14 protein-coding genes are annotated in these 20243 nt (G+C 63.1%); 9 read left to right on the forward strand and 5 right to left on the reverse strand.

The features are described from left to right. The gene (locus AB4Y77_RS10730; protein WP_442013899.1) at positions 1 to 1053 is read right to left on the reverse strand and encodes a hypothetical protein; all 1053 of its coding nucleotides are present in this window, start codon (positions 1051 to 1053) and stop codon (positions 1 to 3) included. 107 nt (positions 1054 to 1160) lie between these two features. Here AB4Y77_RS10730 and AB4Y77_RS10735 point away from each other — a divergent pair, with 107 nt between their 5' ends. Next, positions 1161 to 1331, forward strand: a complete 171-nt coding sequence (locus AB4Y77_RS10735) for a hypothetical protein (protein WP_310206668.1) — start codon at positions 1161 to 1163, stop codon at positions 1329 to 1331. A 162-nt stretch (positions 1332 to 1493) separates the two neighbouring features. Here AB4Y77_RS10735 and AB4Y77_RS10740 read toward each other — a convergent pair whose 3' ends face one another. Next, positions 1494 to 3158 carry an ATP-binding protein gene (locus AB4Y77_RS10740; protein WP_442013900.1) on the reverse strand — a complete coding sequence of 555 codons (1665 nt, stop codon included), beginning with the start codon at positions 3156 to 3158 and terminating at the stop codon, positions 1494 to 1496. A 190-nt stretch (positions 3159 to 3348) separates the two neighbouring features. Here AB4Y77_RS10740 and AB4Y77_RS10745 point away from each other — a divergent pair, with 190 nt between their 5' ends. Both AB4Y77_RS10745 and AB4Y77_RS10750 read left to right on the forward strand, forming a co-directional pair. Then, the gene (locus tag AB4Y77_RS10745; protein ID WP_442013901.1) at positions 3349 to 3732 is read left to right on the forward strand and encodes a DUF7793 family protein; all 384 of its coding nucleotides are present in this window, start codon (positions 3349 to 3351) and stop codon (positions 3730 to 3732) included. A 19-nt stretch (positions 3733 to 3751) separates the two neighbouring features. Beyond that, positions 3752 to 4561 (forward strand): class I SAM-dependent methyltransferase, encoded by an 810-nt coding sequence (locus AB4Y77_RS10750; protein WP_442013902.1) that lies wholly within the window; start codon positions 3752 to 3754, stop codon positions 4559 to 4561. Positions 4562 to 4624: 63 nt separating this feature from the next. Here the strand turns inward: AB4Y77_RS10750 and AB4Y77_RS10755 are convergent, their stop codons facing one another. Further along, entirely contained in the window at positions 4625 to 6844 is a 2220-nt protein-coding gene (locus AB4Y77_RS10755) for a S9 family peptidase (protein WP_442013903.1), read from the reverse strand. A gap of 192 nt (positions 6845 to 7036) precedes the next feature. On the opposite strand from AB4Y77_RS10755, the gene AB4Y77_RS10760 reads away from it, so the two are divergent. From AB4Y77_RS10760 to AB4Y77_RS10785, 6 genes are all read left to right on the forward strand, one after another. Continuing rightward, complete coding sequence (locus tag AB4Y77_RS10760) at positions 7037 to 7834, forward strand: glycosyltransferase (RefSeq protein ID WP_311213853.1); 798 nt, start codon at positions 7037 to 7039, stop codon at positions 7832 to 7834. Further along, positions 7831 to 9291 (forward strand): glycosyltransferase family 4 protein, encoded by a 1461-nt coding sequence (locus tag AB4Y77_RS10765; RefSeq protein ID WP_442013904.1) that lies wholly within the window; start codon positions 7831 to 7833, stop codon positions 9289 to 9291. The genes AB4Y77_RS10760 and AB4Y77_RS10765 overlap by 4 nt, the downstream gene beginning before the upstream one ends. A 46-nt stretch (positions 9292 to 9337) precedes the next feature. Next, positions 9338 to 12364, forward strand: coding sequence for an oligosaccharide flippase family protein (locus tag AB4Y77_RS10770; protein WP_442013905.1), 3027 nt, complete (start codon positions 9338 to 9340; stop codon positions 12362 to 12364). 38 nt (positions 12365 to 12402) lie between these two features. Continuing rightward, a complete protein-coding gene (locus AB4Y77_RS10775; RefSeq protein ID WP_442013906.1) occupies positions 12403 to 13512 on the forward strand; it encodes a glycosyltransferase family 4 protein in 1110 nt (369 codons plus the stop codon). Positions 13513 to 13542: 30 nt separating this feature from the next. Beyond that, positions 13543 to 14322: a PIG-L deacetylase family protein gene (locus AB4Y77_RS10780; RefSeq protein WP_442013907.1), complete on the forward strand. Its 780-nt coding sequence runs from the start codon at positions 13543 to 13545 to the stop codon at positions 14320 to 14322. 64 nt (positions 14323 to 14386) lie between these two features. Then, positions 14387 to 15649: a hypothetical protein gene (locus tag AB4Y77_RS10785; RefSeq protein ID WP_442013908.1), complete on the forward strand. Its 1263-nt coding sequence runs from the start codon at positions 14387 to 14389 to the stop codon at positions 15647 to 15649. 50 nt (positions 15650 to 15699) lie between these two features. On the opposite strand, the gene AB4Y77_RS10790 is transcribed toward AB4Y77_RS10785, so the two are convergent. Beyond that, entirely contained in the window at positions 15700 to 16614 is a 915-nt protein-coding gene (locus tag AB4Y77_RS10790) for a GGDEF domain-containing protein (RefSeq protein ID WP_442013909.1), read from the reverse strand. Continuing rightward, on the reverse strand, positions 16611 to 20042 hold the full coding sequence (locus AB4Y77_RS10795; protein ID WP_442013910.1) for a response regulator: 3432 nt from the start codon (positions 20040 to 20042) through the stop codon (positions 16611 to 16613). Before AB4Y77_RS10795 ends, AB4Y77_RS10790 begins: the two co-directional genes overlap by 4 nt. Positions 20043 to 20243 lie beyond the last annotated feature (201 nt).

Genomic DNA, 20243 nt, shown 5'->3' on the forward strand with positions numbered 1-20243 from the left:
TCACCCCCCGTGTGGCTCGCCTCGTTGTTCATCGCTATGGCGAAGGTACTCCCGAACAGCTGCGCTGCGTTCAGGCAACGCCGCCTGTTCGAACAGCATGGCAGCTTTTTCGATCGTCACCAGGGCATCCTGCCGTCGATCGGATTCAAGCAAGGTCCGGGCCAAAAGGAAATGTGCTTCCGCCGAGGTTTGTGTGGCCAGAATGGAGGAGCGGGCGCACAACGGTTCAAGGATTGCGGTGGCTTGCTGCATATCACCGCTGAGAAAATACCAGTGGGCGCGGACCAGCGACATTTCCAAGTGGTCCCGCTCGGAGCCGCCCACAATATCCGTGGCGAGCTCCGCCCTTTCAATGCAGCGGAGGGTTGCAGGATCACTAAGTTTTGCCTGAAGGCGCATTTCCGCTGAGGCCCTGTTGAAGCGTGCCCACAAATCAACATCCTTGGACGGTGAAAGCCGTTCAGCCGCGAGATCGTGGTAACGGCCGCCGTCGGCAACGCGATCGGCAAGGAACGCAACGTTGCCGATCACCCAATAGCCCTTGCCTGCAGTGTCTTCGTCGACGTCGTCGGTCAGCAGGGTTTCAAGGACGAGGCATTCGCGCCAGGCATCGTCCAGGAGCCGGCTCTCTGCCAAAGCGGCGATCAGGGCACGCTGGGCGAGGATCTGGACGTACAGCAGTTCGGTATCCGTGGCAGCAAGTTTCGCCGCGTCGGCAGCCATGACCGCAGCCTCGGGGAGCCTGCCCAGGCCTTGGAATGCCACTGCAACCATGGTTCCTGCTTTGGCCCCGAGCTCGGGCGAGGAAGCGGTCAGGCTGTGATTATTGAGCTCCAAGGAGACGTCGAGGTACTCCTCAATGCGCCCTTGGTCCCGGAGGCATTCCGCCTGCAGGTACCGCATGTTCCACCAGGATTCGTCATCGCCGGCGATCGTGGCCAGTCCGGCAGCGTCTCCGGCAAGGCGGTAGRCATCGTCGAAGTCCCGCTCCTTCCACTTTGCGCGTGCCGTGAGACCGGCAACGAGGTGGGAGGCGAGGTGCGGACTTTGCATGTGCCCATTATCCATGTCATTGCGGAAGAAAAGCTCGTATAGTTTGCACCGTGACTTTATTCAAGTCACAGACAACAAATTCGCATCAGTACGAAAGGGCATAGCGGATGAAAAAATTTGCGGCAACCCTGCTCATGGCGGCGGTTCTGGCAGTAACGGGTTTCGCTGCCCCGGCTAATGCCGAGCCTACGCAGGACAGCACGGCAATCGGCTGGTGGCCTAACAGCGTCACCACCACTAAGACGAACACCACCAGCATCGGTTGGTGGCCGAACTAAACATTGGGGGAGCGCCTCTCAAGGCCAAATAACGTCAATTGATGCCCCGGGCCGCTGCCCGGGGCATCAATTTTTGTTTCGGAGTATGTCGAGCATTAGTGACCGCGGAGCACTTGTACGGAGCTCACGTTGACACGTCTGTCACACCGCGGAGGGGCGTGATTACGGCCCGCCCACCGGCAGTTCCACTGACACCGTGGTGCCGGACCCCAAAGTGGAATCCAGCAGGAGCCGGCCCATGTGGCGGCTGATGATGTCGTGCGCAATTGCCAGTCCAAGCCCGCTGCCGGGGACCGCTGCGGACGTGGCGTTGGAGGCCCGGTAGAAGCGGGTGAAGATGTGGGGGAGATCGTGCTCGGGGATGCCCAGGCCGTTGTCTGCGATCTCTACCAATGCCAGCCCGCCACCCTCCGACTCCGAGACCGAACTGGTGATGCCCACCCGGCCGCCCTCGGGCGTGAACTTGATGGCATTGGCCACGATGTTGGTGAACACCTGCTCCAACTTCGCTTCGTCGGCCGTGACCTCGATGTCGTCAGTCCCCTCGGTAAAGGACAACGATACGTGGCGGGACTCTGCCAGTGGCCGAAGCGTGGCCACCACCACCTGGAGGAGCTTGGCAATATCGACTGGTTTGAGGTCCAGGTTGCTGCCGTCCTGCATGGACACCGTCAGCATGTCCTCGATGAGCCTGCGGAGGCGGTCGGAGTTCCGGGCGATGACGTCCAGCATCTTCCTGATGCCGTCGGGCACCGGACCGCCGGACCCGTCCTGGATCATGTCCAGGTATGCGGTGATGGAGGTCAGCGGTGTCCGGAGTTCATGGTTGACGGTAGCCAGGAAATCGGTCTTGGCCTTGTCCAGCTGCCTCAACTGGTGCAGTACCCGCTGTTGGGCACTGATGAGGTGGCCTTGGATGAGCCCGTGGGCCACGTTCCCGGCCACGTGTTGCATCAAGGCGATCTCGGGTCGGGTCCAATCGTGCCGTTCCTCGACGGTGGAGAGCAGGATGATTCCCATGGCGGACGCGCCCTCACCCACGGGGAGGAGGACGGTGGACACGGGGTAGAGCTCGCCGGACCATTCCCGGAGGGCCTTGGCAATCCTGGAGTCGGGGTCTTCGCGGTGGTCGGCGACCGCCAGGACATCTGCGTCCGCCCACAGTCTGTTGGCTGCCTCCGTAATGGCATTTTCGCTCTCGCCCAGCCTCGCCGGAAGCATTGGAAGGCCCGGGCGGTTCCACTGCGCACGAATGCTGGGGACTCGTTCGTCACGGAAGGTCGCGAACCAGACATGGTCCACGTCCAGGGCCTCGCCGAAGCCGCGGACCACGTGGTCTGCGATCAGTTGGGGATCGTTGGTTTCCCGGATCGCCGAGGAGACATTGCGGAGGCTTTCCCGCAACGCTTCGATTTCGCCGCGGGAACGTGCGCGCTCGGTGCCTCGACCGATCAGGGTTTCAACCCGGTGGACCAGTTCTCCGGCACGCACGGGACTGATGACGTAGTCCGCTACGCGCCAGGACTCCACTTCCTGAAGGTCCAAGGACTCCTGGGAAGCGAGGACCAGCAGCATGGGGACTCCAGGGCTGCGGAGCCCTTGTGCCAGGGCGCTTTCAGACACTGCCACTGAGGGTGTGTGGTGCCGGAGGCAGGTGGCCAAGGACTCGGCGTCCACGGCGGGGAAAACGTTGAATCCCGCCGCTTCAAGGGCGGCCGTAGTGGCTGCCAAACGGTCCTTGTCTGAGTCCGCCACTACGGCGGAGCGGGCATGCTGGTTGCTGGCAACGGTCTCGCCCACTGAGCCCCTTCCGTTCCAACGTTTCATTCACGGTGTTTCATGATGTGGCAACACCCTATCAGCGGCATTGCGGCCAAAGGTGGCCAAGCGTCGAATGCGATGGATGAGTCCTGGGACACACCTTTACTTTGTCCTTGGGATTAGACAGCCTTGAGGTTGTCAGCAGAGGGAGCCGCGCCCGCCTCCCCTGCAGCAGCACCAACGCGCAAGGAGCATTGTGGACCACCCAGCAACACCGCAGGACCATCAACAGGTGACATTCGAGCTGGAGCTCGAAGAAACGGGCATCCTTCGACTGACGTGGCCGCGGGGGGCAAGGATCAAGGAATCCGACGCCCAACGGGCCATGGACCGGGTGAACGAGCTCTGCGGCGAGGAACGCCATCCCATGATCGTGGATATGGCCACCACGGACGATGTCACCCGGGGCGCCCGCTCAGTGTTTGCTAAACCGTGCCAGGCCAACCGCATCGCGCTCTGGGGCTCATCCCCCGTGGACAGGGTCATTGCCAACTTTTTTCTGGGCATCATGAAGCCACCGTGCCCCACCAAATTCTTCACATCTGAAACAGAGGCGTTGGAGTGGCTGGTGGAGGCATAGCGCCACCTATATTTGGAGCATGTTCTCCGCTCTGAGGAAGTACCTGCTGATTCCCCGCCTCATCAGGCTCTCTTCGGCTGCGCCCAAGGATCCCCGCATCGCCTGGGACCGGTTCTGGGGCGATATCCGCTCAACCGGTGCCACGGGCGACGTCCTGTGGGACTCGGGCAGTGACCACGAACTCAACGGCTACCTACCCCAAATGGCGCAGTTGGACCCGTCCTTGCCCGTGGTGGACGTCGGATGCGGAAACGGCAGTTTCACCCGCTTGCTGGCGCAGCACTTCCCGCACGCACTGGGGTTGGACTACTCGGCGAACGCGGTTGACCGGGCACGGCAGGAGTCAGCAGGAATCACGACGGCGTCATATGCGGTGTGCGACATGACGGCACCGGACGCTGCGCAGACTGTCGCTACGGCCCTCGAAGCGGCGGGCTGGACGGGGGACGCGAACGTCTTCATCCGCGGTGTGCTGCACGTTCTGGACCGAAGCGGCCGCGCCGCGTTGGCGGCGAACCTGCTGCCCGTCGTCGGGACCCGCGGTGGTGTGTTCCTGGCTGAAACAAACTTTCCGGGCACGCCGGTGGACTACGTCAGCCATCTTGGCGCCACCCGCGATTCCATCCCCGCCCCGTTGGAGTGGGCCATCCGCGGCCTGCCGATGCCAGGCCGGTTCGGGGCGGCCCAACGGGCCAAGGCCTTCCCGGCCCCGGTGTGGACCCTTGTGGAGGAAGGCTCAGCGAGCATCGAGACGCGCCCGCTGAGCAACCCGTCCATCCCGGATTTGATCCCTGGATACTTCGCACTGCTCCGGGCCAGCCAGCGCTGAGAGTTTTTGTACAGCAGATGCCCTCAAAGGGCCTTCATGAGGGCATCTGCTGAACAAAAACTTCTATTTGAGGCCGGCTCCCGGCAAGAGGCCGGTGGATCCAAGGGAATCGGCGACGAAAGCGTAGTCCCAGGCCCGTTCACGCCATTGGACATACCGGCCCGACGCGCCGCCGTGTCCGCCGTCCATTTCGATCTTCATAACGATCGGCTCCGAACCCGTGGACACGGAGCGCAGTGCCTGGACCCACTTGGCAGGCTCGACATACAGCACCCGGGTGTCGTTGAAGGATGTCACCGCAGCGATCTTGGGGTAGGCCACGGCGCCCACATTCTCGTATGGAGTGTAGGACTTCATGTAGGCGTAGGCCTCGGGGTCCGTGATCGGGTTGCCCCATTCCTCCCATTCCAAGGCGGACAGCGGAAGCTCGGGATCCAGGATGGTGGTCAGGGCATCCACGAACGGCACCTGTGCCACTACGGCAGCGTATTTTTCCGGGGCCATGTTGGCCACCGCGCCCATGAGCAAGCCGCCCGCGGATCCACCCATGGCGGCGATGCGGGACGGGTCGACCCAGCCCGATCCAGCGAGCCAATCCGTTGCTGCGATGAAGTCCGTGAAGGTGTTCTTCTTGGTGAGCTTCTTGCCATCCTCGTACCACTGCCGGCCGAGTTCACCGCCGCCCCGGATGTGGGCGATCACCATGACGATTCCGCGGTCCAGAAGCGACAAGCGGGCTATGCCGAAGCCGGGATCCATGCTCATCTCGTACGAGCCGTAGCCGTACACCAGCCCAGCGGCCGTGCCGTCCTGCTGAACCGAAGCGTGACGAAGCACTGACAGCGGGACGCGTGTGCCGTCGTCGGCGGTTGCCCATTCGCGGGTGGCCACGTAATCCGCCGCTGTGTAGCCGCCCAGGACGGGGCTTTCCTTGCGGAGGAGCAGCTGGCCGGCGGGCAGTCCGGCAGTGGGGAGCACAAAGTCGTAGACGCGCGACGGCGTGAAGTAGGAGGTGTAACCCATGCGGATGACGGGAGCCTCGTAGTCCGAACCTGCCACCCCGGCAGTGTAGAGCTCTTCGTCAAAGGCCGGCTCCACCGGTGCGCCCTGGGCCTCGGTGCCGAGACCAGCCAGGGGCAGCACCTGGACCCGTTCGATGGTGTCCTTGCGGACGGAGAGCACCAGGTGCGTGGACGTCACGCCGGCGCCGTTGACCCGGACGTCGTCGGAATGTTCGACGACGGTACGCCAGTCCTGCTCTGCCAGCGGCTTGGTGAGCTCGGCCGGGTCCACCAGGCTGACCATCGAGTTGATGGCGTCCTTGTTGTGGGTCAGGAGGAGTGTCTCCTTGCCGTCCAGGAGGAAGGGCTCGGCCTCGTACAGGATGTGGTGGTCGCGGGAGATCACTGTGCTGAGGCCGGCGTCGACATCGTCGAAGCGGAGCAGTTGCGTTTCGCTGAACTCCGAGCAGCCGATGCTGAGCACCAGATGGCGGCGGTCCGCGGAGAGGTCGAAGCCGAGCCACATGGCGACGTCGTCCTCCTGGTAGAGGACCACATCTTCTGCCACCGGCGTACCCAGGACGTGGGCCTTTACCTGGTAGGGGCGCCACGAATCATCCACCACGGTGTAGAAGAGTCGCGTGCCGTCGGGGGAGAAGGCCACGCCGTAGAAGATGTCCTCAATGACGTCCGGGAGGAGCTGCCCGGTGCGCAGGTCCTTGATCCTGAGGGTGAACCGTTCGTCGCCTGAGTTGTCCACGGCGTAGGCGTAGAGGTTGCCGTCCACTGTCACCGCGGCACCGCCCACGCTGAAGAATGGTTGGCCCTCGGCTTCGATGTTGCCGTCCAGGAGGATCTGTTCGCCGTCGATTTCGACGCCGGGCTCCACCGACGGGGGCGTCCAGTCCGCTACGGGGTCCCCGGTGTTGTGGGCCAGGACGCGGCACTGGATGCTGTACTCCTTGCCTTCCACCGAACGGCTGTAGTACCACCAGCCGTCTTTGCGGCTGGGCACGGACAGATCCGTTTCCTGGGTACGGCCCTTGATCTCTTGGAACATGGCCTCCCGCAACGGTTCCTGGTGCGCCGTAACGGCCTCCTGGTAGGCGTTCTCTGCCTTCAGGAGATCCACCACCTCAGTGGATTCCTTGTCCCTGAGCCACTCGTAGTTGTCCACAAAAACGTCGCCGTGATGTTCACGGCGCGTGGGGACCCGCTTGGCGACAGGAGGCACCGCTGTTGATTCCGGAGCAGCGGCAGGGACGGAAGATGTGTGGCTCATGTGGCCACTCTATAGACGGGCTCAGACAAGGAACCAGCGATTTCGCTCAGAGCGCCTGGCACCCCTTCCCGATATCGAGAGTGGTCCATGACTTGGAGCACTACGGCTGGAATGGCGTCATGACTTCCGGGGTGCCCCCACTCCTTATATTGCGAGCACGTTTGTGCCGTACCCGGATATGTGGAGGTTCAGATGGTCCTTTTTCAACAGCACAGTGTGCACATAGGCAAGAGAGGGAGTCTTCAGGCACGCCGACGTTCGGACTCCCTGCGCCGCTCCCGCGTGGACCTCGAGGTTGTCATTCCCGTCTACAACGAGGCCGCGAGGATCCCCGACACCCTGAAACAGACCGTCGATTTCCTGGCCAACCAGCCGTGGTCTTCGAGGATTGTCGTGGTGGACAACGGCAGTGTTGATGAGACCGCCGCAGCGGTCCGCCGGATCTCCCGGGAAGAGGGGGACGCCGTTCCCATTTCCATGGTGGGGTGCTCCCGGAAGGGGAAGGGAGCGGCAGTCCGTCGCGGCCTCCTCAGCGGGACGTCCAGGTTCACGGGCTTTTTCGACGCCGACCTCGCCACACCGTTGGAAACCCTCACCGAGGCCATGACCCACCTCTCCGACGGTGCCGCAGCGGTGATCGCTTCCCGCCATGCACCCGGCTCTACCTTGGTCCGGCCCCAACACCTCGGACGAAGGGTGGGAGGCTCTGCCTTCCGGGTGCTGACCAAGTCAAAGGTCAAGGGCATACGCGACACTCAGTGCGGCTTCAAATTCTTCGAACGCGATGCCCTCACAGCAGCCATGGTTCAGTGCCGCAGCACGGGTTTCGCTTTTGACGTTGAGCTTTTGCTGCGCCTGCAGGACAACAACGCCAGCATCATCGAACTTCCCGTGGCATGGACTGATGGAGCCGCATCAACGTTCCGCCCCTTCCAGGATGGCGTGGCCAGCTTTGCCTCGGTCATCCAGCTTCAGCGGGCAATGCCATGATGTCGGGCCTTCCTGACATCAACTCTCCAACCCTTCTCGCCGGAAAGCACATGCTGGTCCTCAACTGGCGCGACATCCAGCATTCACAAGCCGGCGGGGCCGAGCAGTACATGCACGAGATTTCCAAGAGGTGGGTGCAGAACGGCGTTCAGGTCACCTGGTTCACAGGGCGCGACGACGGCCAGTCGCCTGAGGATGTCATCGACGGCATCCGCATCCTGCGCGGGGGCGGAGCCCTGTCCCTGTATGGACATGCCGCTCTCAGGCTTGTGCGGACCCGTGGCCGTTTGCAGAGCAGCGGCCAATTTGATGCCGTGGTGGACTGCCAGAACGGGATACCCTTCTTTTCGCCCTTGTTCCTGCCACGGGACCTGCCGATCATCCAGGTGATCCATCACGTTCACCAGGAACAGTTCCGCACCAGGTTCTCTCCGCCTTTGGCCGCCGTTGGCCGGTTCCTGGAAAGTTCGGGAGCCAAGTCGGTGTACGGCCAGCGTTCCATCGTGGCGGTCTCGCCCTCCACACGGCTGGAACTGAGGAAACTCGGCTTCTCGGGTCCTGTCCATGTGGTGCCGAACGGAACCATCGACGTTCCTGAAGAGGTTGCTGCCCGTGCACCACAGCCGACCATCGCCGTCGTCAGCCGTTTGGTGCCGCATAAGCGGCTGGACCTGCTGATGGGCCAGTTCGCCGTGGCAGTGCGCAGCATTCCGAAGCTGCGGATGGACATTGTGGGCGACGGCCCGGAGCGGGCCCGGTTGCAGCAGTTGGCCATGGACCTTGGCCTGGACCACGCGGTAACGTTCCATGGCTACCAGCCCAACGATGTCCGTGACAGGTTGTTGAGCCGGGCCTGGCTGACGGCTTCCACCTCGGCCTCCGAAGGCTGGGGCTGTTCCGTGGTCGAAGCCGCTGCGTGGGGCGTGCCCTGCCTGGCCCTGCGCGTTCCAGGCATCCGGGATTCGGTAGTGGACGGCAGAACCGGTTGGCTCGTGGATTCTCCCCAGGAATTCGGGACCGCCATGGTCGAGGCCCTCATCGAATTAGGCGAGCCGGACGCAGCCGCGGCCGTCTCAGCGGAGTGCCGGGAATGGGCCCGCTGCTTCACGTGGGACCGCAGCACCAGACTGCTCACCGGAGCCGTGTTGGAAGAGGAGAAGATACGGCACCACGGCGCGGATGCACGTTGGTGCCACTCGGACCTGTCCACCTTGGTGCGGTTCGAGCTGCCTGAAGATGCCGATCTTCACTCCATTCTGCACCGGACGGATGAAGTCGCCGTGACGGAGGACGGACTCATCGCTGTACTGATGAAGGGACGTGACGAGTTCGAGGCCTTCGCGGCCATGCAGAAGATCGGTGTGACGTCTGCTGAAGTCCGTTCGGCCGGACGCACCACTTTGCTGGCCGGCCCCGGGAGCGCCTTCACTCCCGCCGACGCCCTTGATGGCCAGTAGCGGACGTTCATTCATGGATTCATCCCGGAAAACACTGACTCTTGCTGTGCCGGAAAGACCCCGGTCACACCGCAGGGCCTTGGAAAAAGACCCAGGCATTGCCGCTAACAGCGGCTTCCTTGCCGTGTCCGCAGGGGTTGTAGGCGTGATGAGCTACGCCTGCACGCTTCTCATGGCCACCATGCTGGACACCGCGGACTACACGATGTTCGCCGCAGCGGCGATGATCCTGGGTGTGGTGGGGATCGTCGCCAATGCCATGGTCCCGCTTCCCTTGTCGCACGTAGTCGCCGTGCATCCGGCAGGGTCCGAGGAACGGCGCAACGGTGTAGCTTTCTCAGTCTTCGTATCATGCCTGGCTGGGGCTGCCGCAGCAGCGATCTCCGGCAGCGTGACGCTTGCGCTCGCCGACCCCGTCCTTGCCGCAGTGGTGGCGTTGGCGGCCTTTGTCATCTTCGTGGCGAATGCACCCGCAGGGTGGTTGCAGGGTGAGCTCCGTTTCACCTGGTACGCGCTGTCCACTGTGGGCGAGGTTCTCCTGAGGCTGATCTTCAGCGTGGTGGTGATCATCATGGCATGGGGTGCCGGGGGAGCGGTCTTCGGCTTTGTCGTGGGGTGCCTGGCGCCGTTGATAGTGCCGTGGTCCTTCTACCGGGACTTGCGGTGGCGTCCGCGGGTTGTGCTGGAGAAGTGGAGATGGGCCGAGACCAGTGACATCGCCTCCGTTCTCGGCGTTGTCTCCGTGCTGGTGGGTGTCGACGTCGTGGTGATCGGTATCCTGGATGGGGGCTCGGCTGCCGCTGCAGGTTTCCAGGCGCTTGCCACCATCGCCAAAGGGCCTGTCTACGTGGCGGCCGGTACCGCTTTGGTGGCCTTCCCCTTGCTGCGTTCGCCCGGTGCCAACGCGGGCCAGGTTCTTGGCTCTGCCTTCGCGTCGTTCGGTCAACTTGCCGTGGTGGCCTTCGCCATCATCGCCACAGCGCCACCGTTGATGGCCGGATTCATCGTGCCGCAGAAGTACCACGGCTCCTTGGGGCTCCTGCCGTGGTTGGCCGCGTCCGGACTGGGCTATGCGGTCCTCATGGTCCTGTCCACGGTTCTCCTTGCCTTGCGGGCCTACCGCCGATGCCAGATTGGCCTCGCTTGCGCGTCTCTCCTGGTGGTGGGTGGGCTCTGGGTTGGCTGGCACGTGAACGCCGTCACCGGCATGGCTGTGGGGTCCGCTGTGGGCGCCCTGACAGCGGGCGCGGTTATGGCGCTGCTGGCGCGCCCCGTCCTGGCAGCAGCACACCCTGGCAGGGGAGCCGGCCCGTTCCTGGCTCTGGCCAGCGCCCTGATAGTGGCGCTGGCGGTGGCCGCCCACCTGCAGCCCCTGGCCTGGCTTGCCTTGGCCGCTGTGGGTGGTACGGCGGTCCTCGCCCACCAACGTGGCCTGCTGCCGCACAGAAACGACTTCAAAATTTCACGACGGCGCCAGGCCGGCACATCCAGCCAAACCATCGGCCGCCGGGTCAAGCCTCAAGCACCTTCAACGAGCCCCTGGGCCAGTTGGGTCGCACGGGCGCTTTCGGGCAACTTGACCGCATTCATCGTGGTTGTTGCCGGCGCCTTTGGCGTCCGCGCGCTTGGTCTTGAGCGGGGCTTCGAACTGTGGGTGGACGAGATGTTGTATGTCCGGCTCGGTGAATCCGTCAGCGCCGGAGAATTCCCAACATTGCCTGATGGGCCTTTCTTCCTCCACCCGCCGGGGTACTTCCTGCTGGAGGCCGGGGTCATCAAGATTTTCGGAATTACGGGCGAGATCATCGAGGTGACGCTCCAACTGCGCTGGCTTAACGGCGTGATGGGTGCCCTGACCGTTGGACTTGGTTTCCTGCTGGTGCGCAAGCTGTCCACTCCTACCGCCGCGTGGCTCGCTGCCGTGCTCTTGGCCTTCGAACCGTTCATCCTCAGGAACAACAGCCATGCGTTCCTGGAGACCTCGGCCATGGTTCCGGGGCTGGCAGGATTGTTGCTTCTGGTGGACCACCGGCAGCCAAAGAGCAAAATGCCTTCGTTTCTGCGGCTGGCAACAGCCGGACTACTGCTTGGCTACTCCATCCTGTGCAAGGACTTCTTCTTCATCAGCACTGTTGCCCCGGTACTTGCGGCCATGGTGTGGAAGAAAACAATCCCCTGGCGTCAGGGACTCGTAGTAGCAGGCTTCGGTTTTATGCCCTACGTGATCTACCTGATGGTGGTGGCTGCCCATGGTCACTTCCCCAGCTGGGTGTGGGCCAAGAGCAACGGGCTGCTGCGCATGTCCGGTGTAGAGAAGACCACTGGCTTCACGTCCGAGGGCTCACCAAGCATAATTTCCCGGCTTATCGAGCAGAGCGGATACTTCGGTACCAGCTATATCCTGCTGGGCTTATGCCCGCTGGTGGGCTTACTGCTGTGTTTCAGCCATCATGCCGGGCGGCGGCTAGTGGGGCTGGGAGGCCTGGCGCTCGGTGCTGCCGGTGCCTACAGCGCCGTGTTCGGCACGTTTGAGGAACAGTACGGCTACGGCGTCATGGTGTTCGGAGCAATTTGTTCGGTCCTGGTGGTGGTGGAACTCCGGGAAAGGTACCCCAAGGGCCGCAAAGCACTTGCTGTGGTCAGCGTGATCTACGTGGTGTTGACCGTGGTGCTGGGAATCCGCACCGCACTGACGCTGGATAACGGCTTTGTCCGGGCCAACGACTGGGTGCAGGCCAATCTGCCTGCCGATGCGCGGATCAGTGTCACCAACAGCACGGGTCACTTCGCCTATATGCATGATCCCCGGTTTGGTATTTGGCCGTCGGCGCCGCTGATGAAAGAGCAAGGGGTGAGTTACATCCTCACCCAATCGAAGCCCACCAGGCAGGGCTATGGCTACGCCAACCCCACCATGCTGGCGTGGTTGGAGGGCCATGCGTCTCCCATGATCACAACACTTGGCCCCACTAACGGCGAAACCACCATTTGGTACGTGGATCCCGCTGCTCTCGAGGCAGCGGCCGCGGCCAACGTTGGGGTGCCCCACAAGGACTACGGGTCGGAACGGTAGCAATGAGAGTTCTACATCTGGGTTTTGAAGATCCACGCATGCCCGGAGCGGGCGGGGGTTCAGTGAGGACCCACGAGATCAACAGGCGGTTGGCCGCCCAAGGGTTCCGGGTGACGGTACTGACTTCACGGTATCCGGGCTGGCAGGAACGGATGGAGGACGGTGTGCATTATGTACCCATCGGCTTCGGAACGGGCGGAAACCGTTTGACCAGGTTGGTGGGGTATGTTGCCCGGCTGCCTGTGGAGGTACGCAAGCGCCGGTCAACTGCTGAGTTGGTGGTGGAGGATTTTTTCGCTCCGTTTTCCACCATGGCCGCCCCGCTCTGGACCAAGCGCCCCACCATCGGAGTTGTGCAGTGGCTTCACGCCAGGGATAAGGCACGGCAGTACAAACTGCCCTTGCATTGGATCGAGCGGCTGGGCGTCCGAAAGCACCGAAGGCTCATTTCAGTTTCGGAGGGCATCGGCCACCACTTGAAAGAGCTCAACCCGGACCTTCATGTGGACGTGATCGGCAATGGTGTGGATCCCGTGGTCTGGAATATCGAACCCCGTCTGGGGAAGGACGTCCTCTTCATAGGGCGCCTGGAGTACGGGCACAAGGGCTTGGATCTCCTCCTGGAAGCCTGGGCGCACGCCTGTAACAGGGTCGACGGGAACCTGCTGATCGCCGGCACCGGTCCGGACGAGGAGCGGGTGCGCGAAGCCATCCGGGACGCAGGCCTTTCCGGGCGCGTGCAGATGCTCGGGTGGCTGTCCGGGGACAAGAAGTTCCAATCGCTCAGCGATGCCCGGCTTCTTGTGGTGCCGTCCCGGCACGAGACGTTCGGCTTGGTGGCCATTGACGCACTGGCAGCGGGCACCCCGGTTATTGCCTTCGATATCCCTTGCCTGAGGGAGATCATTCCGCCCGGTACAGGATGGGTGGTTGACGCTTTCGACGTTCAGGCGCTGGGAGACGAGATCGCCCGCCGGTACCCGCAGGCCGGTCTGGAGGAAGTGGCCGCGCAAGGACGCAAGTTCGCCGCCGGTTACAACTGGGATGCGCTCGCTGACCTGCAAGCACAGGCCTACTACACCGCACTTACAGAACTAGGGAATCCTCCAACCCGGCGGACGAAAGCCCGCCATGCTGAAAGGGCTTGAATGCCGCTGCAATCCAGAATTGAACGTTCCATGTCAGGTGATGCACCTTGGCTGTTCCTGTCACCCCACCTGGACGACGCAGTGTTGTCCTGCGGCGCGCTCATCGAAGCCCAAGCCCAAGGACGCGAGATCATCGTCGCTACTCTTTTCACAGAGTCAGGGCCGGCGCCCCACACCCGGGCGGCACGGTCCTTCATGCGCCAGTGCACCGTGCCGGACGCTGGGGAACTCTTCGAGGCCAGGCAGTCGGAGGACCGCGCTGTGTTGGCAGACATGGGAGTTCAATCCATTCACTTGGGTGAAGTGGATGCGCTGTTTCGACGGCGGCGCAAGCCACCGATGGTGGGGAGCAGCGCGTGGGACCGGCTTCTCCCGGAACTCAACCACCGTTACGCCACCTACCGGTTCGACATCGCTTTGGGCAGGATCGCCAGGGGCGATCAAGCGCTCATCCGCCAACTTCGGGGGGATGTTGCCAGGCTCATGGCGCAGACCAAAGCCGAGATCCTCTTCTGCCCCGCGGGAGTGGGAAAACATGTGGACCACTTGATCACCCGCGAGGTGGGTAAGGGGCACCCGGACAACGTGGTGATGTACTCAGACTTCCCCTATGACTTGGCGGCGTCTCCGGATCAACTCCAGATCTCGAAAATGGGGTTTGTGCCGTGGACCTGGGACACGGGACTGGACACCAAACCGGGGCGGATCAGGCAGTACGCAACGCAGGCGGACGCACTGTTCCCTGGCGGAGAGATTCCACAGAAACCGGAAACCTACTTTGTCCCTGGACATCCTCATGAGGCCGCATGAGGGCTTCGAGCAACGGCGCGGAACGGCGCGGGACGGAGCGTCCTGGCACTAGTGGGGGATTGCAGTGAGAACTGTTGACGATGATTCGAGACTGCCGATTCGCCACACTGTGGCGCGACGACGACGGCGGTGGCCGGCTCTTGTGATTGTCGCCGCGTCACTCGCATTGGCCGGGGTCCCCGCTGCTCCCGCTACGACGGTACCGGCAGAAACCGCCGGCCGGACACCTTCGGCATCAGTAACGTCCACAGCCACCAATGCGGTAGCAGTATGCACGAAGAGCGGCGCGACGGGCAGTAAAGCAACCACGGCCTACCCTGTCACCACCACCGTCAACGACGCCGGGGACGACACGAGCGCCATACAGAACCGCATCAACACCGCAGGGGCAGCCGGGGGCGGCGTGGTAAAACTCGTAGCCGGGACCTACATCATCAACGGCAAACTCCGGATGGCGGACAACGTCAAACTGCAGGGCGCAGGCCCCGGCACGATTCTCAAAGCAGGCCCCAACTTCCTGTCCACAAAGGGGCCGTCAGGTGGCTACCCCATCGTCACCACCAACAACGCTGCGAACACCACCATCACGAACCTCACCGCGGACCATTCGGGCAACACCCTCGCAGCGAGTATCACCATGAACGGGCGCCTGGACGAGTACGTCGTTGACATCCGTGGCGGCTCCAACAACCTCGTGGATGGGGTACACGTAAGGAACCCCTTCACCTACTCCATCGCCGCGGTCGCAACCACTAAGTTCTGCGTGAAGAACAGCACCACCATCGTCGCGACGAGCGGCAAATACGACCAGCTCGACGGCATCCACGTTCTGGACTCGTCTTTCGGCGATGTCATCAGCAACACCATCGACCAGCGCGTTGGAAGCGACGGCGACGACGGCCTCGTAGCCCACACCATCAGCGGAACCACCCACGACATTAACTACATCGGGAATAAGGTCCGGGGCGGATACCGGGGCAGCAGCATGCAACTGGCCGTCGGTAACCACTCCATCTACAACCTGAAAATCGCCGATAACGAGTTCCATGGGGCGCCGTACGGTATCCGCACCGGCTACTACGACAACGGCACCGGGGCGGTCCAGGGGGTGACGCTGACCGGTAACTACATACACGACCTGGAAGACGGTCATGCGTTCCCCGTCGGCAGCTACGACGCCATCCACATCGGCGACTTCGGCGCCCAAGGCCCGATCAAGAACGTGGTTGCCACCAACAACAGGGGGTGTGCAGCCGGGGAAATTTACGTCGCACCCGGCACCGGCAACATCAACCAGAACAACACCATACAGAAAGGAACATGCTGACTACGGACGAGGAACACCCACTACGTAGGACAGCTACCGTCCCAGTCCGGTCATTCCGAAGAGAAGGCGTCGGCCAGGGACACCCGGTTTCGGCCGGACGCCTTGGCCGCATAGAGGGCAAGGTCGGCTTCACGGAGAAGTTGTTCGCTGCCCGCCCGGTGCCCGTCCGTGAAGGCCGAGACTCCCGCGCTGATGGTCAGGAAGCCGTCCGGATCTCCGGAGTGCTCGATCAGCAGGTCATGGACCGCTGACCGGACACGCTCCATGACGGCAGCGGCGGTTGCTGGAGACTGGTCCTGCAGGACCAGGAGAAACTCTTCGCCACCAAATCGGTAGACGGCGTCGGCTTTCCTGACTTCGCGGGCAAGGGCTGTTGCGATCGCCACCAGCGCGGCATCACCGGCCTGGTGGCCGTAGATGTCGTTGTAGCTCTTGAAGTTGTCCACGTCCACCATGGCAAGGCAGTAATCGTGATTCTCGCGGCTGTGCAGCAGGCCCAGGTCTTCGGTGAGTTTCAGACGGTTGTGCAGCTTCGTGAGGGGGTCGGTGCGCGCCTGCTCAGTCAGTGCAGAACGGTAGCGGGCAAGGTCTGCGTGCAACGATGTGATCCGCTGGGCAGCCAGGAGCCTGATGTGCAGGCTGAAGGGGTCCAGGGGCTTGGTGACGTAATCGTCTGCGCCGGCCTCCATGCCTGCCAGCACATCCTTCCGGGAACCGTGCGAGGTCACCAGGATGATGTATGTGTAGGTGTCCTCCTCGGACGAACGGATGGCGCGGCAGAGGTCCAAGCCGTTGAGGCCGGGCATCATGAGGTCCGTGACTACGGCTTCGGGGCTGTGCGCCTGGTAAAGCTGCCAGGCCGAGTCGCCGTCCACCGCCACAATGCACTCATGGCCGGACTGCTCGACGGCGGCCTTGGTGATCATCCGGGAGATCTGGTCGTCGTCGGCGATCAGGACTTTCATGAAGCTCCTTGGAGAGTGCGTTCGAGGGCAATATCCACTTGCCCGAGTTCGGCCTGCAGCTGCGTGAGCACTGACGTGCCGAGGGATGCCAGGTCCGGTCCAGCCTCGCGGCCCAAGCGCTCCAAATCCTTGCAGAGCACCGCGGCGCCGGCTGCTCCGATGTTGGACGCGGCACCGGCGAGTTTATGCGCGGCCTCTTCCACAGCAGCGGCTTGCCCCGCATCCAGCGCGGCACGCAGTGCTTCCAGAGTGGTTTGGGCGTCCTCCCGGAAAGCCCGGATAGCGTCAGGCAAGAGGCCCAGGCCGTCCGCCGGTCCAAGCTCGCGGAGGATCTGGAGTCTGTCCGGGTCCAGAACCATGGCCACCTCAACAACTACTGCGTCCTCCACGCCAACGTCCGACGCCGGTGCTGCCGCCGGCACCGGCGCGACACCCACCGCAGCGTCGGGCGCGGACCCGCCCACCGCCGTCGACGTTTGCTCTTGTTCCGGAACCCAGCGGGTCAGCACCGCGGCAAGCTTGGCGAGGTCCACGGGTTTGCTGATGTAGTCGTCCATGCCGGCGGCGAAGCAGCGCTCGCGGTCCTCGTCCAGTGCCCCTGCGGTCATGGCGATGATGGGAATGCGGGCTGCTTGACCGTTCCGGGCTCGGATGGCCCGGGTGGCGTCGAAGCCGTCCATCACGGGCATGTGGCAGTCCATGAGTACGGCCGCGTACATTCCGGACAGGGCTGCGGTCACTGCTTTGGCGCCGTCGTCCACAATGTCAACGTCATAACCCAGCCTGTTGGCCATCCCTCGGGCTACCAACTGGTTGACCTCGTTGTCCTCGGCCACCAGGAGTTTGCCCAGCTGCGGCACAGGCTCGGCCAACGCGGCTACGTCCAGCTGCACGGGCTGCGCGGGTGATCCCACGGTCCGGGTGGCCATCAGGCGCAGGAGGCGGTTGTAGAACTCTGAGCTCCGCACGGGCTTGGTGAGGTATTCCCGGATTCCCGCGCTGACAAGGTCCACCCTTTCCACCTGCATGGTGGACGTCAGCAGGATGATCCCAGGCGACCCGGAGCCTTGACTCTCGCCCTTGATCTGGCGTGCCAGTTCCAAGCCGTCGGTATCGGGCATACACATGTCCACCACGGCGATGTCATAGGGGTGCTGTGTTAACACGGCTGTGCGGTACTCGTCCATGGCGGAGGCGGCGTCGGCGACAGCCACCGGCTGCATGCCCCAACTGGCCAATTGCTTTTCCAGCACCAGGCGGTTGGTGGCGTTGTCGTCCACCACCAGGACCCTGCGGCCGGAGAGCGTGGCCGGTAAGGTCCCTGTGTCGGAAACATCCGGGCCAATGGGAAGTTCCAGGACGAACCAGAATTTGCTGCCCGTTCCCGGCTCGCTTTCCAAGCCGATGCTCCCACCCATGACTTCGGTGAGGCGCCGGGAGATGGCCAACCCAAGCCCCGTGCCTCCGTACCGGCGGGTGGTGGAGGCGTCGGCTTGGGCGAAGGATTCGAACAATCGGTGATGGTCCTCTGCGCTGATTCCAATACCCGTATCCCTCACTTCGAAACGCAGTGAGGCGTTGTCTGCATCCCGGCTGACCACGGAGATCTGGATTTCGACTTCGCCGGCAGGGGTGAACTTGACCGCGTTGGAGGACAGGTTCAGCATGATCTGCCGGATGCGTCCGGCGTCGCCCATCAGGCGTGCCGGTACATCGGGGTGGCAGTAGGAGATGAGTTCCAGGTTCTTGCCCTGAGCCGCCTCCGCAACCAGCCCGGCCACCTCGTCCACCAAAGCACGGGGGTCGAAGGCGTTGACGTCCAGGTCCACCTTCCCGGCCTCCAGTTTGGAGAAGTCCAGGATGTCGTTGATCAAGGTCAGCAAAACCTCGCCGGCGCCTTTGACACCCTGCGCGTATTGCCTCTGGCCCTCGCTGAGCGGCGTGTCCATCATGAGCGAGGTCAGCCCGATCACGGCGTTGAGGGGAGTGCGGATCTCGTGGCTCATGGTGGCCAGGAACTCGGACTTGAGCCTGCTCGCTTCCAGTGCTGCCTCACGTGCCGCGAGCAGTTCGGCTTCGGCAGCCCTGCGCTCGGTGATGTCGCGGGAGATGGTGGCAACGCCGCTGATGCCTGCCTCGCCGCGGACGGGGGACAGGGTTACCGAGACGGGGATGGTGGCACCGTCCCCGCGTTTCCGTTCTGTCTCATAATTCTGCACTTCACCGCTCCGTGCGGTGGATTCCAGGGCTTGCCGTTCCTTCTCCAACAGGTGGGCGGGGACAAAGAAGTCGCCCTTCCTGCCGATGGCTTCGGACGCCGGGTACCCGAAGATGCGCTCAGCCCCGGGGTTCCAACTGGTGACGACGCCGTCGGGTGTTTCACCGATGATGGCATCGCCGGAGGAGTTGACGATCGCCCCCAGTCCTTCAAGCTGGGCAGTCCGGTCGGCCACCTTCGATTCAAGGTCCCGGGTCAGCGTCACATTTTCGACGACGATCAGCACCTGCCGCACGATCACGAAGACCACCACCACCAAGCCGGTGACCAGCAGGACGGGATCCGCCCCAATGGGACGGCTCCGGGAGAAGAACACGGCACTGAAGACGGGCACATAGGGGAGAAGTTCGAGGGCCGCGGCATAGGCCCGCCCGTCCTTCCGGGTACTGCCTGTTTCCGGAAGCAGGGGGCTGAGCCCTACCAATAGGAAGGCGAGCACCCATCCCAGGGCCAAAGGAGATCCTGTGACACCCGTGATGCCTTGGAGGGTAAAACTCATATACGTCAGGTCTGTGATGGCCAGGATCCAGAAGCCAAGGCCCATGCTCAGCCACGGCAATCTGCGTCCGCGGGCTGCGCGCATGGTCAGCACAATGACCACCGAGACCATGAAAACGTCCGCGATGGGATAGGCCATCTGTGTGATCTGCGCGAAGGAGTCCTGGTTCGTGGCTCCAGCCATGGAACCCAGTACTGAGCTCCACGCTATGAAGAACGTGGAGCTCGCCACTACTCCTGCATCAAGGATGGTGCGGCGCAGGGGAAGACGATGCCCTTGGCCCCTCAACAGCAGGACCAGGCCAATGGAGGTGGGCAGCGCGTACCAAACAAAGCCGATGTCCGCGAAGGACGGGAAGGGGTATTGGTGGTCGAGCGTGATGCCGTTGAAGGTCCACACAATTTGCCCGGCGCTCCACACGGCCAGGCCTGCCACGATGAACCAGCGGCCCGCGGAGTTGTCTTTTCGTCGTCGGGCCGCGAGAGCATGGGTGGCCAGCGCGGTGAGCGCTGCGAGAAGGATCGCCAAGTCACCGGCCAGCTGCGCGGTGGGCGTTCCTGTTCCGCTGGCCAGGCCCACGGCCAACAGCACTAAACACAACCCCACGGGCACCAGAAAAAGCGGCCATCCGTGCCGTGCTGACGAGCGCATCGGAAGAACCCCGTGCTTCACTCCTGCCACTGAACCCCTGCCTTCGAAAGTGGCCCCACCAAAAGCGAACAACGCGTCTTGCCTGCGCTGAGGAGAGCATACGCCGAAAACACGCCCAAAGAGCAGGGCAGGCCGCAAGGAATCCAGACGATTCAAGGGAAGGGGCCGGTTCGCCCCTATAGTTGATGGCTGCAGCAGGCA

Origin of the sequence: Paenarthrobacter sp. YAF11_1 (assembly GCF_052113445.1) — a bacterium.
Lineage (GTDB): Bacteria > Actinomycetota > Actinomycetes > Actinomycetales > Micrococcaceae > Arthrobacter.

Excerpts from the sequence above, each read along its gene's own strand:
- AB4Y77_RS10775 (WP_442013906.1), top strand. The coding sequence starts at position 12,403 with ATGCCCGGAGCGGGCGGGGGTTCAGTGAGGACCCACGAGATCAACAGG.
- AB4Y77_RS10780 (WP_442013907.1), top strand. The coding sequence starts at position 13,543 with ATGTCAGGTGATGCACCTTGGCTGTTCCTGTCACCCCACCTGGACGAC.
- AB4Y77_RS10790 (WP_442013909.1), bottom strand. The coding sequence starts at position 16,614 with ATGAAAGTCCTGATCGCCGACGACGACCAGATCTCCCGGATGATCACC.
- AB4Y77_RS10755 (WP_442013903.1), bottom strand. The coding sequence starts at position 6,844 with ATGAGCCACACATCTTCCGTCCCTGCCGCTGCTCCGGAATCAACAGCG.
- AB4Y77_RS10750 (WP_442013902.1), top strand. The coding sequence starts at position 3,752 with ATGTTCTCCGCTCTGAGGAAGTACCTGCTGATTCCCCGCCTCATCAGG.
- AB4Y77_RS10735 (WP_310206668.1), top strand. The coding sequence starts at position 1,161 with ATGAAAAAATTTGCGGCAACCCTGCTCATGGCGGCGGTTCTGGCAGTA.
- AB4Y77_RS10740 (WP_442013900.1), bottom strand. The coding sequence starts at position 3,158 with ATGAAACGTTGGAACGGAAGGGGCTCAGTGGGCGAGACCGTTGCCAGC.
- AB4Y77_RS10795 (WP_442013910.1), bottom strand. The coding sequence starts at position 20,042 with ATGCGCTCGTCAGCACGGCACGGATGGCCGCTTTTTCTGGTGCCCGTG.
- AB4Y77_RS10760 (WP_311213853.1), top strand. The coding sequence starts at position 7,037 with ATGGTCCTTTTTCAACAGCACAGTGTGCACATAGGCAAGAGAGGGAGT.
- AB4Y77_RS10765 (WP_442013904.1), top strand. The coding sequence starts at position 7,831 with ATGATGTCGGGCCTTCCTGACATCAACTCTCCAACCCTTCTCGCCGGA.